This window comes from Halomonas litopenaei (assembly GCF_017303055.1).
Lineage (GTDB): Bacteria > Pseudomonadota > Gammaproteobacteria > Pseudomonadales > Halomonadaceae > Halomonas > Halomonas litopenaei_A.
The window spans coordinates 101,102-114,751 of the sequence record NZ_JAEKJT010000007.1; the positions used below are offsets into that span (position 1 = coordinate 101,102).

Sequence of the window (13,650 nt, forward strand, 5' to 3'; positions counted from 1 at the left end):
CAGCTTAACAGAGCCAGGGTGGCGGCGTCCTGGCCATTACCCAGGCATCGACTCGCTCGGCACCGGCGTCTCGGCACGCACTGGCCAGGCGCGAGAGAGTGGCGCCCGTCGTCATCACGTCGTCGACCAGCACCACATGGCGAGGCATGGGACCCGCCACGTCGAACATGCCCTTCACCTGACGTCGTCTGGCACTCGCCGTCAGGGTGTGCTGAGGCGGGTCATTGCGCCGCCGCTGACCACGGGTCACCGGCACGCCCAAGCGCCTACCAAGCTCGAAAGCCAACCATTCGCTCTGGTCGAAGCCCTGCTCACGCGCCCGCTGCCGATGTCTCGGCACTCCCATCAAGACATCCGGAACCGTCGTTTCGCGTGCCTCCAGGGCCCACAGAAACAGGGCGATCAACTGATGTGCGCTTGGCCGATGGGCCCCAGCCTTGAAGCGCTGGACCAACCGGCGAATCTCGTCACGATAGATCAGTGGCGCTACTACCGTGTCCAGCGCGAGGGGGGTGGTCAAGCAGCGCCCACACAGGCGGGTCCCGGCTGGCCTTGCCTCCAGGGCTGGCGCCAAGGGTTCTGCACAACGCTCGCAGGGCGCCACGTTCCACGCCAGGCAGGCCTGACAGCGTCGGCACAACGGCATCCGGGGTCCGGCTCCTGGCTCAACGGCCAGATTCGGCGCCAAGCACCAGGGGCAGCGCTGCGGCAACCACCTGGCCAGCATGTGGTCAACTTCAGCGAGCCTGCAGGTTGACAGGCGGGTCAAACGCCCTATCCTGTCCGTCAACTTACCTATTTTAAAAAAGTTGACCAAAGCGAGACACTCCATGTCGGCCACCGTGACCTCTTCTTCCACCCTAGCCCTGGACAGTACCCCGCGCCACGACTGGTCCTTTGATGAAATCGAGGCCCTCTTCGCACTGCCCTTCAACGACTTGATGTTCAAGGCACAGACGATCCATCGCCAGCACTTCGATGCCAATGCGGTACAGGTGTCCACCCTGCTGTCGATCAAGACCGGCGCTTGCCCGGAAGACTGCAAGTATTGCCCCCAGTCCGGCCACTACAACACCGGTCTGGACAAGGAGAAGCTGCTCGAGATCGAGAAAGTTGTCGCCCAGGCCCGTTCCGCCAAGGACGCTGGCGCCAGCCGCTTCTGCATGGGAGCCGCCTGGCGCAGCCCGCGCCAGCGTGACCTGGACGTCGTGCTCGAAATGGTCAAGCAAGTGAAGGCGCTGGGTCTTGAAACCTGCATGACGCTCGGCATGGTCGATGGGGATCAGGCGCGCCAGCTGGCGGATGCTGGTCTCGACTACTACAACCACAACCTGGATACCTCTCCCGAGTACTACGGCGAGATCATCACCACGCGCAGCTACGCCGACCGCCTCGACACCCTCGGCAATGTGCGCGATGCCGGCATGAAGATCTGTTCCGGCGGGATCCTTGGCATGGGCGAGTCCGCGCGGGATCGCGCAGGCCTGCTGAGGCAGCTGGCCAACTTGTCGCCGCACCCCGAATCGGTGCCCATCAACATGCTGGTCAAGGTGCCCGGCACCCCGCTCGAGAATGTCGAGGACCTCGACCCCATCGAATACCTGCGGGCCATCGCTGTCGCCCGCATCATGATGCCGACCAGCCATGTCCGCCTGTCCGCCGGGCGCGAGCAGATGGATGAGTCGACCCAGGCCCTGGCATTCATGGCAGGCGCCAACTCGATCTTCTACGGCGACACCCTGCTGACCACCGGCAACCCCCAGGTGGAACGCGACAAGGCGCTGTTTGCCAAGCTCGGCCTGCACCCGGAACAGCGCGAGAGCTGCGCCACCGACGAGCAGCAGGCGGAGGCCCTCAGCCGTGAGGTGAAACGTCAGGCCAGCGTCGCCCAAAGCGAGCAGTACTACGACGCCGCCGTCTAACGACGCTGCCCCAGATGCCTTTCGCCTGCCTGCCCCTGCGGCTGATTGCCGATGCCAAGCGGGGGCAATGCAAGGCACAGAGAACACCATGAGCCAGACCTGGAACGATTACCTGAGGCTACGCGCCGACCAACGCCGGCAGGCCCAGCGCTGGCGCCAACGCCAGACACAGCGGCGGGATCTCGCGCTGCTCGATATGGCGGGCAACGACTATCTGGGCCTGCGCACCGACCCACGCCTGGCCGAAGCGGCCAGCGACGGCGCTCGTCGCTACGGCAGCGGCGCGGGAGCCTCTCATCTGGTGACCGGCCATGGTGAGCTGCATGAGGCCCTCGAGGAGGCCCTGGCACGACTCACCGGCCGGCCGCGAGCATTGCTCTTCTCCACCGGCTACATGGCCAACCTTGGGGTCATTCAAGCCCTGTGCGATCCCCATGTTCAGGTGTATCAGGACCGTCTCAACCATGCTTCGCTGATCGACGGGGCACGACTGGCGGGCGCCCGCTCACGCCGTTACCACCACCTCGACCTGGCCGACCTCGACCGGCTGATGACCCGTGCGCCGGAGAAGTCCCTGGCTCTGGCCATCAGCGACGGGGTGTTCAGCATGGACGGCGACTGCGCCGACGTCGGGGAACTGGCCCGACTGTGCCAGCGCCATGGGGCCTGGCTGATGATCGATGATGCCCATGGCGTTGGTGTGCTGGGCGAGCGTGGTGACGGCTGTGTGGGTCAGCGCTACGACAGCCAGCAGGTGCCGATCCTTGTCGGCACTCTGGGCAAGGCGCTCGGCACTGGCGGCGCCTTTGTCGCCGGAGACGATGCCTTGATCGAGCACCTGATTCAGTTCGCCCGGCCCTATGTGTACACCACCGCCATGCCGCCCCCGGTGGCCGCAGCCTCGCTCAAGGCCCTGGAGCTGCTTGACGCGGAACCCGAGCGCAGGCAGCACCTGCATTCGCTGGTGCAGCTGTTCCGGGATGAGGCGTCGCGTTTGGGCCTGCCACTGATGCCATCGCGCACACCGATCCAACCGATATTGCTGGGAGATGAGTCACGCACCCTGGAGTGGGCGCGGCTGCTGGAAGCCAGTAGCATCAAGGTCGGAGCGATTCGCCCGCCCACCGTGCCCAATGGCCAGTCCAGACTGCGCATCACGTTAACCGCCGGCCACAGCCACGACGACATCCAGCGCCTGCTTGACGCCCTGGCCAGCTGTCAGCGGCTGGTCCCGGCCGACAGCATGGAAGAGGTTGGCGCATGACCCGCCTGGTACTGCTCTCGGGCTGGGCCATCGATGCCCGTGTCTTTGCCCCCCTCGCCCCGCATTGGTCCCAGGGCTGGGACGTGCATGCCATTGACTGGCCGGGCATGGGCACCAAGTCGTCGTCCCCATTGGCTGACCCGGGCTCCATCAGTCAGCTTGCCGAGGCCATGTCTCCTGAGCTGCTGCCCGACCAGGATACCTCGGTGGTGTGGGTGGGCTGGTCGCTGGGAGCTCTCCAGGCTGCCGCCTTGGCACGTGTCATGGGGCCTCCTGATGCGCTCGTGCTGATCGGCATGGGCCCGACCTTCTGCCACCCCGCAGGGGTCAGCCAACAGGCACTCGCCGACTTCAACAGCGCCTTTCACCGTGACCCAGACCGGGCAGTCGAGCACTTCCTACGCTGGCAGCTATCGGCAGAGCCTGAGCCTCGCCCGTCACTGGCGTCGCTCAAGGCACTGCTGAGACCGCAGGCACAGGCCGATCACGCCACTCTCGCACAAGGACTCTCGACGCTGGCCCAGGAGGATATTCACGACGTTTTCCTCAAGCCGCCCTGCCCGACGGCCACCCTGTGCGGACACGACGACCCGCTGATGGCGCCCGCGGTGCGCCATGCCGCGGATGAGCGCATCGCCGCCAGCGGACACTGCCCCATGCTTAGCCAACCGCAGCGGCTGGTCGAGGCGGTGGAGCGACAGGCACAGCGCCTGCTGGCGCACCGCCAGTCACCAGGACACGGCGACCCCCGTCAGACATCCAGGCCCGAGCGCGACCGACCAAACCCGAGGGAGGCAGCATGGCAACGCTGACACAGGACGCGCCACTCGGTGATGAGACCTCCGCCAGCCACTGGCGGCAACGGGTGGATCGGGCCTTTTCGCGGGCAGCCCCACACTATCGGCAGCTTGCCCGCGCGCAGCTCGCCATGGCCCAGTCGTTGCTCGACGATTTGCCGCCACGGCACGCCCAGGCTCGCCAGAATACGGTAAATGATCACGAGCCCGTGCAAAACGTCCTGGACCTGGGCTGCGGCCCAGGGGATCTCACCTGGCAGATGTGCGATCGCTATCCCAACGCCCAGGTAATAGGACTGGACCTGTCACTGGCAATGCTCGCTGAAGCTCGCCGTCATGCTGCCCGTCCGGACGATTCACGCCCCTGCAGCGCCAGGGCATCGTCTCCTGTGTGGTTGAAGGCAGATGCCCAGTCCCTGCCTCTGGCGACGGCCAGCATCGATCTGCTGGTATCCAACCTGGCCATCCAGTGGTGTCCTGACCTGGCGCAGGTACTGGCAAACGTGCATCGCGTCCTGCGGCCGGGCGGCCGGGCGGTGATCAACACCTTGCTGCCCGGCACCCTGCATGAGGTGGCCAGCGCATGGCAGCGTCCCGGCCATTCCAGCGGAGTGCTGGTGTTTCCCAGCCTGGCTCAGCATCAGCAGCGGGTCGATCAGAGCCCTTGGCAGGATGCCGTCCTGCGGCCCCGCGAGGTCACCTTTCACTACCCGGACATTCACGCAGTGATGGCTTCCATCAAGGGCGTCGGCGCCCAGGTGGCGCGGCCTGGCGCTGGCCTGACCCGCCGGGAACTGGCCCAGGCAAAGCAGCGTTACGAGCGCTTGCGCACGCCACAGGGACTTCCCGTGACCTACCACCAGCTGACGTTGGTACTCACCCGCTGAGCGCTCTCCGGCTCCCCCATGACCCTCAGATTTCTGCAAGATGGACCCGTGCCATGACCTGCTATTTCGTGACCGGCACCGACACCGATGCCGGCAAGACCCTCGCCAGTTCCGCGCTTTTGGCGCTCGCCAGACGCCAGGGCCTCAGCACCCTGGGCCTGAAACCGGTGGCGTCTGGCTGCCAAGCTACGGCTGCAGGGTTGAGAAACATCGACGCCTTGACGCTCCAGGCCCAGAGTCGGCCTGAGGTCGACTACGCCACGATCAATCCCTATGCCTTCGAGCCCCCCATTGCCCCTCATCTGGCAGCGCGCTACGCCGACGCCGAGCTGACCTTGGCCAGGCTGGAACGGACCATTGCGCCGTCCCTGGCGCTGGGCCGCGACCTGACGCTGATCGAGGGCGCTGGCGGCTACCGCGTCCCGCTGAATGAGCAGGAAGACCTGGCAGGCCTGGCCCCTCGCCTTAGGCTGCCGGTCATTGTTGTCATTGGCCTCAAGCTGGGCTGTCTCAATCACGCCTTGCTGACCGCAGAAGCGCTGGCCCGTGACGGCGTGGTCTGCGCTGGCTGGATTGGCAACCTCATCGACGCTGACTTTGCGGCAGATGAAACCCTTTACCAGGACAACCTTGCCCATCTGACCGCGCGGCTACCGGGGCCTTGCCTGGGCATCATTCCCCGCCTGGAAGGCAGCGACCACCAGGAGCTGGCGCAGCAGGCCGCCGAGTACCTGACGCTTCCCCCCGGTTAGGCCTTGGCTTTATCGCGTCGCTTGATTCGTTGCCTTTTTGTCTCGCTGCCTTTGTTCTTATTGAATTAGCTCTTATTGCATTAGCGCTCATTGCCTCCGGCATGCTCCCTTCGCCTCAGGCATGAGCGGCCTGTCACCAAGGGCCCATCGCCATCCGCCTGGGCCCTGATGGCTGCGGCGTCGCCCAACAGCTGAAAAAGTTGACTTGCCGGTCAAGCAACGTACAATATGCACCGCTCACCTGCATGCGGATGTGGTGGAATTGGTAGACACGCTAGATTTAGGTTCTAGTGCCTTAGCGCGTGGGAGTTCGAGTCTCCCCATCCGCACCATCTTGATATCCCTCAGCTTTTCCCGATCCCGACCACGTTGTCTCGACGCACTAGATTATCGAACGTGACCGAATCGTGACGTCACTCTTTCAGAACATGTTCAGAAGGTGCTAGGAACGTGCCTCGCCAGGCGCTCAGTGATGACACCCACTTATCCTCTTTGATCGCTTTATCGCAGCGATAGTCATCGCGCTCACATGCCTGAGGACATCGCTCGCCTCACCCCTCTCGTCGCATATCACGCTCTGGCATAGCGGCGCTGTGCTGTGGCCACCGGCGCGTTGACAACTGCCACGAAGCCGCGACGAATCGGACCACCGCTCGTGCTATCTTTAGCGGCGAACGGTACGGGATGTGCGTTCTTCCAAAAGCATTCAAGAAAAAAGGCCCCTGCATGCTGAACTACTTTGCCCTTGGCATTCTCTTTTTTGTCGCCTTGACGCTGTTCTACGGGGTTATCGTCATTCACGACATTCCCTATGGCATCGCCAAGAAGCGCAATCATCCTCATCAGGATGCTATCCACGTAGCGGGCTGGGTCAGCCTCTTCACCCTGCATGTGCTGTGGCCCTTCCTGTGGATCTGGGCCACCCTGTATCGCGATGATCGCGGCTGGGGCTTTCAGCAGATCGAGCAGGAACAGGCCAGGGAACGCAACGAGATCGATCAACTGAGGGCGGAGCTGGAGCAGCTCAGGCAGCGGCTTGATCGGCAGGAATCAGGGCAGGCTACCCCGACGGCCGAGACCGTCAGCTCTACCCAGCAGGGAGGCCAGTCCTGATGGATCTGCTTATCGTCCTGACCTACGCCGCCATCTGCATCGTCATCTTCAAGGTGTTTCGCATCCCACTGAACAAGTGGACAGTGCCCACCGCCTTTCTGGGCGGCGTGATTGTCGTCTCGACGCTGGTGCTGTTGATGAACTACAACCACCCCTTCACTCGCCAGGTGCGTCAGGCCTACGCCGTCACGCCGCTGGTCTCGGAAGTACGAGCCCGCGTCACATCGGTCAACGTATCCCCCAACACCCTGGTCAAGGCCGGCACCCCGCTGTTCACCCTCGATGCACGGCAGTTCGAAGCCAAGGTGGAGCGTCTGACCGCCGAGCTGGAAGACACCTTGCGCAACTCTGACAGCCGCACCGCAGGCGTGGCTGAGGCGGAAGCCAACTTGCTGGCCGCCCAGGCGGATCGCAACCAGGCCCAGCGCACCCTGGCACGCTACCAGGCGGCCTCATCGGCCTTCAGTCGACAGCAGATCGATGAAGCGGCCCAGGTCGCCGAGACCACCGCCGCCCGGGTATCCCAGGCCCAGGCAGCACTGGAAAGAGCTCAAGCGGAACAGCGTCCCGATGCCAATGATCAGGACCCACTGGTGATCGCCAAGCGGGCCGAACTGGCCCAGGCCCAGTACGACCTGGAGAACACCATTATCCGCGCCCCGACAGACGGGTATCTTACCCAGCTGGCGGTACGCCCCGGCATGATGGCGGTGCCGCTGCCGCTCAAGCCGATGGGAGTCTTCGTGCACGATGAGCCAGGTCGTTTTACTGGCGCCTTCCGTCAGCAGGCGCTGAACCGCATCCAGCAGGGTGACGAAGCAGAGCTGACCTTCACGGCCTTGCCTGGCCAGGTGTTCAGCGCAGAGGTCATCGAGGTGCTTCCCGCCATCGCCGAGTCTCAGGTCGCGGCAGGAGATCGCCTGCTGGGCGCAGACGCCTTCAAGACAGTGGATGCCCCGGCGCTGGTGACATTGCGGCTGCTGCCGGACCAGGACGTGCCCGACCTGCCGTTGGGCATCAGCGCCCAGGCGGCGGTCTACACCGAGCACTTCCATCACGTGGCCATCATGCGCAAGGTGCTCCTTCGCATGCTCGGTTGGCAGCACTACCTCTATCTGGATCACTGACGCCAAACGACGCAGCCAAGCCTCGGGCGTCCCTACCGACGCCCGGGGCTTTTTGCTGGGCGCTGCGCCGCTGCAGGCCAGACGGCTGAAGCACCAACAATAGCCCTGGGCGCCCGTAAACGCTGACCATCATGATCCAAATCAAGAACTTGGCGGACGCTCTGATCCTACAATTCCTACATGATCAGTCACCACATGGACCGCGGCGATGTTCACCAAGATTCTGGTACCGGTAGACGGCTCTTGCTACTCCCGTGAAGCGCTGAAGGTGGCCTGCACGCTGCTCAATGCCCATCGCAGCGACGATACTTCGCCCGCCGGAAACGCAAGCGCCGGCCAGCTAGTCTTGCTGCACGTGCCAGAAGAGCTCGGTTCGGAACCCGCCTTCGTCTGGGGCGTCTCCGCCATCGCCGCTGGTGCTGCCCTGGATGAGCGAGAGGCCATCGGCAGAGAGATTCTCGACAACGCCGGGCGTGACGCGCTTAGCCTGGGGGTTCCCAAACCGATGATCCTGCTGCGCCACGGCAGCCCAGGCCAGGTCATCCTCGACGCGGCCCGTGAGCACGGCGTCGACGCCATCGTCATGGGGCATCGCGGCATGGGCAAGTTCAAGGCCCTGATCGAAGGCAGCGTGTCACGCAAGGTCAGTCATCACGCCCGCTGCCGAGTAGTGACCGTGCACTGACGCCCGTATTAAACAAACAGACGAGCAAACGAGCAGAAGAGCAAACGAATAGACGAGCAGAGTGCACGCCATAGCGAAGCGCGTCCCGGCCTCGGCGGCGCCAGTCATGCTAGGCTTTCTCCTACGTGGAACCATGACCCCGCGTGCCATGGTCCGAGGTTGACGAGGGAGCCATTGATGAGACATCTCCGCCTTTATGGCGCTCGGCGCAGTGCGGCCGGTACCACTCCATCTGCGGGCATGCTGCTGGGGGTGCTCGTACTCGCCACTTGCCTGGTCAGCGGCTGCTCCAGCACGTCCCCCGCGGACGGCCTGACGGAGCGCCGAGGCGACAGACAGTATGACGCTCTCGACAGCCTGCAGTTACCGGAAGACGCGCTCCCCCCGCCAGGTGCATGCCGCATCTGGTACCTGGATCTGACGCCAGACCGCCAGCCTCCTCCCGGTGACTGCAACGACCTGTATGACCAAGTGCCTCCAGGCGCCCGCCTGATTCGCGGCTAGGCTGACGCCTGCTGATGCCTGTACCGGACCGTTCTATCGCCTGCCCAGACGGGCCTCGGCCTGCTCCAACGATGCCCAGGCTAGCCGCTTGAGCGAGTCCTGCCCCTGGTCCATGGCCTCCAGTAGCGCTCGCTTTTCCTTGAGGTAGATCCGCGCGAAGCCAGGGTCGTGCTCGACAATAGAGCCGGTGTTGTGAATCAGATCTGCATACTTGACGGTCTGTACATCCCCACCAGCGCGTGCCAACCGTTCCAGCGAGATCCGCTTGCGCGCGGCGCGATTGCCGACCTCTGGCCCCTCAAGGTCACTCAAGGCCACCACAAGTTCCACCACGTCAGCAGGAAACAACTCACGCAGGGTCATCTCGCTGACCTCAGTATCCTCCAGCACGTCGTGCAGCCACGCCGCGGCCTCTAGCTCCGGCCGACTCGGACAATGTTCGCGCACCAAGGCGGCAACCGCGGCAGGATGCTCGATGTAGGGAGTCTCCAGATACTTGCGGCGTTGGCCAATGGCACAGTGGGCAGCCGTCGCGAAAACACGTGCGTGTTCGACCATGACCTGGCCATCGGTGGGTTCTATGGACATCTTGGGCGCCTCCATAAATTAGAACATTTCAATATATTGAGGACAGCGAACGGTCGGCCCACTATTCTGAGTCCACCCCAACCACAATAAGGAGCCCCCATGAAGCCGGACACGATCGCACTGCATCACGGCTACACGCCCGACAACCAGAATGCCGTGGCGGTGCCCATTCATCAGACCACGTCCTTTTCATTTGATAATGCGCAACACGCCGCGGATCTGTTCGACCTCAAGGTCGAAGGCAATATCTACTCGCGCATCATGAATCCCACCTGCAGCGTGCTGGAGGGGCGGGTAGCGGCACTGGAAGGCGGTATTGCCGGACTCGCGGTGGCCTCAGGGATGGCGGCAATCACCTACGCCATCCAAACCATCGCCGAAACCGGCGACAACATCATCTCGATCAGCGAGCTGTACGGGGGCACCTACAACCTGTTTGCCCACACGCTGCCTCGTCAGGGCATCGAGGTCCGCTTTGCCGACAAGGACGACCTGGACACCATCGCCGGCCACATCGATGCCCGTACCAAAGCCATTTTCTGCGAAAGCATCGGCAACCCCTCGGGCAGCGTCGTCGACCTTGGCGCGCTGGCGACTCTGGCCCATGACCATGGCCTACCGCTGATTGTCGATAATACCGTGGCCACCCCCTTCCTGTGTCGCCCGATCGACCACGGCGCCGATATCGTGGTGCATTCGGCGACGAAATACATTGGCGGCCATGGCACCACCGTCGGTGGCGTCATCGTCGACTCCGGACGCTTCCCCTGGGCCTCCCATGCCGAGCGCTTTGCCCTGCTCAACGAAGCGGACCCGTCCTATCACGGTATCAGCTACACCCGTGACGTTGGTGAGGCCGCCTTCATCGCCAGGGCCCGCGTCGTGCCACTGCGCAACATGGGCGCGGCGCTCAGCGCCCAGGCTGCCTGGAACCTGCTACAGGGCCTGGAAACGCTATCGCTTCGAATCGAGCGTATCTGTGATAACACCCAGAAGGTCGCGGAATATCTGGAGCAGCATCCCGCCGTCTCATGGGTGAAGTACGCAGGACTCGAACACCACAAGGATCACGGGCTCGCGATCCGCTATCTGCAAGGCAAAGCGTCAGGCATTCTTAGCTTCGGTATCAACGGCGGGCGCGATGCGGGGGCACGCTTCTATGACGCTCTCGGCCTGATCCTTCGACTGGTCAACATAGGCGATGCCAAGACCTGCTCTGCCATCCCGGCCGCCACTACCCACCGCCAGTTGAACGACGAGGAATTGGCCGCCGCCGGTGTCAGCGCCGACATGGTCCGACTGTCCATCGGCATCGAGCACATCGATGACCTGCTGAGCGACCTCGACCAGGCGCTGTCTGCCTCACAAGCATGATCGATGCTCCCACGCCTGACGTGGGAGCATGGTTCTAGTTGGAAGCAGGCACGGGCAAGCCAACCGGAGTCGGCGAAGGGGGCAGCCATTCCCCCTTCGTCAGCGCCTCGGTAGGTCGGTAGAAGCGCAGGGTGTAGTTCCATCCAGGCTCAATCGCCAGATAGTTCGGCACGTCGGGATCCCCGCCAAAATGCAGCGTTACCGACCCATCCTCGTTGGCATCCGCGGTGCTGCTGGTCACCGACTGGGCGCCGTCGGCGCCGTCGATCAAGCGGCCCTGGTCGTCATACACCGTCACCGACCAGAACCCGGTGACCGGCACATCGACCGGCAGCATCAGCACCTGAGGGGTGTCGCCGTCGTTGTGCAACGGATTGATCGTGACGTAATACGCCTCTTCAATGGGCTGGCCCAGCCAACCGGCAGCGGTCCCCCACAGATGGCGCACAGGGTCGACATCACCCTCGGCGCCAAACATGCGGTGACTACCCGACAGGAAGGGTGACAAGCCCAATACCGTTTCACGCACGTCAGCCAGACCCTGCACATCCCAGTCGGGCAGTGTCATCTCACCCTGTTCGGCCTGGGACCACTCGATGGCGTCCTGCTGGGCGTTGGCCTTGGCGATATCCTCGGGCGAGTCTGCATCGACCTGGGTGCGGACCATCACCAGGGCATAGCGTGACCCCACCGTGTCCTGGTCCAGAGTGATCTCACGCCCCCCATAGACCATCAGCGGAGTGAAATGGTCCTGACTCACGACCTGCAGTGACTGCAGTCGGGTGGGATCCGCCTGGGTCGAGATCGTTACCGGAGAACTCAGGTCGAATAGACCCACACTGTGCAACACATCTCGATTGGGGCGCAGCACGTCCGCGTCTGCAGGCAGTGGCGCGCGATCATGGCGTAGCGTGCCGAAGTAACCATCATCAGCGTAGCGCTGAAAATGGTGGTCGGTCTGGGCCCTGATATAGGTATCGAGGGTAACGGCATCGCCAGCGCCGGTACCGCCCCCCTCGTCCGCCTGAACGGAAGCTAGCGTCAACATCACCGCCCCCAGGCAGCCACCCCACTGTCTCCACACCATGACGCTCCCCATGCCTGACTCGATCATTACTGTCAGCATAGCGCCGCATTCCACATCCTACGTCAACCCTGGGCCAGGGTATCGGCTGTGATGGGCACAGCTCTCGGGCCTCAACTGCCAGCGATCGTCATCTCATCGATCAACCAGCTGCCGCTGTGAATACTGCCGCGGGTATCGACATCGTCCCCCAGCGCCACCAGACCCTGGAACATGCGTGACAGGTTTCCGGCGATGGTAAACTCTTCGACCGGATACTGGATCCGTCCATTTTCGACCCAGAAACCGGCAGCGCCACGGGAGTAGTCGCCGGTGACGCCGTTGACCCCCTGCCCCATCAGCTCGGTCACCAGCACCCCACGGTCCATCTGCGCCAGCATGTCACCATGGGGCGTGGTGGCACCGACCAGGCGCAGATTGCGCGCACCACCGGCGTTGGCCGTTGTCTGCATGCCGAGGCGCCGCGCGCTGTAGGCGGACAGCATGTAGCTGGCGATGCGGCCATCTTCGATAAAGCGATTGTCACGGGTCTGCACGCCATCACCGTCGAACGGGCTGCTCGCCATGCCGCCCACCAGCATCGGATGCTCACCGAGACCGAACCAGGACGGGAACAACGCCTCACCCAGGCGCCCGCACAGGAACGATGCATCCCGGTAGATCGCGCCTCCAGCAAGGGCCGACATCAAGTGTCCTACCAGGCCACTGGCCAGACTCGGGTCGAACATGACCGGAAAGCGGCCGGTCTGCGGCGTCTGGCCACCAAGACGACGCAGGGTGCGTTCGGCAGCGCTGTCGCCGACCTCGGCAGGATCGCGCAGGGCCCTGGGGTCCCTGGCACTGGTGTAATCGTAGTCGCGCTGCATGCCGGAGGCGTCTTCCGCGATCAGCATGCACGACAATGAGTGACGACTGCCGCGCTGGCTGCCCATGAAGCCGTGGCTGTTGGCGTAGACACGCACCCCCTCACCGCTGGACAGGCTGGCACCGTCAGAGCTGCGAATGCCCTCACGAGCAAGTCCGGCGGCTTCGCAGGCCAGGGCTCGCTGAATGGCCTCGTCCGTTTCCAGCGCCCAGGGATGGTGGACATCGAGATCCGGCAGTTCGGTCGCCATAAGCTGCGCATCGGCCAGGCCCGCAGCGGGATCTTCCCCGGTGTAGCGGGCGATGGCGATAGCCTTCTCGACCACGCTCTTGATCGACGCATCGCTGGCGTCGGTGGAGGAGGCACTGCCCTTGCGTTGACCGAGATAGACGGTCACCGCAATGCCCTGATCACGGGACAGCTCAACCGACTCGACATCGCCTTCACGCACGCTGACACCGATCCCCTGATCGACACTGGCACCTACCTCGCAGGCATCAGCTCCTAGCCGCCGGGCCAGTGCTACAGCGCTCTCGGCGCGCCCTTCCAGCAATCTCTGCTGGGCTGTGGCATCAAACGCCTGTGTCATCTTCTACTCCTTCTGCGGCCCGATCGACCGCTTGAGACTGTCATCCCTTGCCGCTCATGTCGGCTCGGGCTGGTATACTCCTGAGCTTTGGCGGGCGCC

The 13,650-nt window shown here is 63.7% G+C and carries 14 protein-coding genes and 1 tRNA gene; 11 read left to right on the plus strand and 4 right to left on the minus strand.

All coding sequences use genetic code 11. The features are described from left to right. Positions 1 to 4: 4 nt before the first annotated feature. Positions 5 to 646, minus strand: a complete 642-nt coding sequence (locus JF545_RS14775) for a ComF family protein (RefSeq protein ID WP_206943328.1) — start codon at positions 644 to 646, stop codon at positions 5 to 7. Between the two features lie 184 nt (positions 647 to 830). Between JF545_RS14775 and bioB the strand changes: the two genes are divergently transcribed. The 10 genes from bioB to JF545_RS14825 all read left to right on the plus strand — a co-directional run bounded on the left by bioB (position 831) and on the right by JF545_RS14825 (position 9,051). Beyond that, the gene (bioB, locus tag JF545_RS14780; protein WP_206943330.1) at positions 831 to 1,922 is read left to right on the plus strand and encodes a biotin synthase BioB; all 1,092 of its coding nucleotides are present in this window, start codon (positions 831 to 833) and stop codon (positions 1,920 to 1,922) included. An 88-nt stretch (positions 1,923 to 2,010) separates the two neighbouring features. After that, entirely contained in the window at positions 2,011 to 3,186 is a 1,176-nt protein-coding gene (gene bioF, locus JF545_RS14785; protein ID WP_206943333.1) for an 8-amino-7-oxononanoate synthase, read from the plus strand. Continuing rightward, complete coding sequence (locus tag JF545_RS14790) at positions 3,183 to 3,998, plus strand: alpha/beta fold hydrolase (protein WP_206943335.1); 816 nt, start codon at positions 3,183 to 3,185, stop codon at positions 3,996 to 3,998. The genes bioF and JF545_RS14790 overlap by 4 nt, the downstream gene beginning before the upstream one ends. After that, positions 3,986 to 4,870: a methyltransferase domain-containing protein gene (locus tag JF545_RS14795; protein ID WP_206943337.1), complete on the plus strand. Its 885-nt coding sequence runs from the start codon at positions 3,986 to 3,988 to the stop codon at positions 4,868 to 4,870. Before JF545_RS14790 ends, JF545_RS14795 begins: the two co-directional genes overlap by 13 nt. A gap of 53 nt (positions 4,871 to 4,923) precedes the next feature. Next, complete coding sequence (gene bioD / locus JF545_RS14800; protein WP_206943338.1) at positions 4,924 to 5,622, plus strand: dethiobiotin synthase; 699 nt, start codon at positions 4,924 to 4,926, stop codon at positions 5,620 to 5,622. A 247-nt stretch (positions 5,623 to 5,869) separates the two neighbouring features. Then, a tRNA-Leu gene (locus JF545_RS14805) sits at positions 5,870 to 5,954 on the plus strand. Between the two features lie 394 nt (positions 5,955 to 6,348). Beyond that, positions 6,349 to 6,735, plus strand: a complete 387-nt coding sequence (locus tag JF545_RS20155; protein WP_206943339.1) for a DUF3302 domain-containing protein — start codon at positions 6,349 to 6,351, stop codon at positions 6,733 to 6,735. After that, positions 6,735 to 7,862, plus strand: coding sequence for an HlyD family secretion protein (locus JF545_RS14815; RefSeq protein WP_206943340.1), 1,128 nt, complete (start codon positions 6,735 to 6,737; stop codon positions 7,860 to 7,862). Before JF545_RS20155 ends, JF545_RS14815 begins: the two co-directional genes overlap by 1 nt. Positions 7,863 to 8,070: 208 nt before the next feature. Continuing rightward, entirely contained in the window at positions 8,071 to 8,547 is a 477-nt protein-coding gene (locus JF545_RS14820) for a universal stress protein (RefSeq protein ID WP_206943341.1), read from the plus strand. A gap of 177 nt (positions 8,548 to 8,724) precedes the next feature. Continuing rightward, positions 8,725 to 9,051 (plus strand): hypothetical protein, encoded by a 327-nt coding sequence (locus tag JF545_RS14825; RefSeq protein WP_206943342.1) that lies wholly within the window; start codon positions 8,725 to 8,727, stop codon positions 9,049 to 9,051. 33 nt (positions 9,052 to 9,084) lie between these two features. On the opposite strand, the gene JF545_RS14830 is transcribed toward JF545_RS14825, so the two are convergent. Continuing rightward, positions 9,085 to 9,639: an HD domain-containing protein gene (locus JF545_RS14830; protein WP_224907509.1), complete on the minus strand. Its 555-nt coding sequence runs from the start codon at positions 9,637 to 9,639 to the stop codon at positions 9,085 to 9,087. Positions 9,640 to 9,738: 99 nt separating this feature from the next. Here JF545_RS14830 and JF545_RS14835 point away from each other — a divergent pair, with 99 nt between their 5' ends. Beyond that, a complete protein-coding gene (locus JF545_RS14835) occupies positions 9,739 to 11,013 on the plus strand; it encodes an O-acetylhomoserine aminocarboxypropyltransferase/cysteine synthase family protein (RefSeq protein WP_206943343.1) in 1,275 nt (424 codons plus the stop codon). A 34-nt stretch (positions 11,014 to 11,047) separates the two neighbouring features. Here JF545_RS14835 and JF545_RS14840 read toward each other — a convergent pair whose 3' ends face one another. Both JF545_RS14840 and pmbA read right to left on the minus strand, forming a co-directional pair. Beyond that, entirely contained in the window at positions 11,048 to 12,139 is a 1,092-nt protein-coding gene (locus JF545_RS14840) for a DUF1214 domain-containing protein (protein WP_206943345.1), read from the minus strand. A gap of 71 nt (positions 12,140 to 12,210) precedes the next feature. After that, entirely contained in the window at positions 12,211 to 13,551 is a 1,341-nt protein-coding gene (pmbA, locus tag JF545_RS14845; RefSeq protein ID WP_206943347.1) for a metalloprotease PmbA, read from the minus strand. Positions 13,552 to 13,650: the final 99 nt, after the last annotated feature.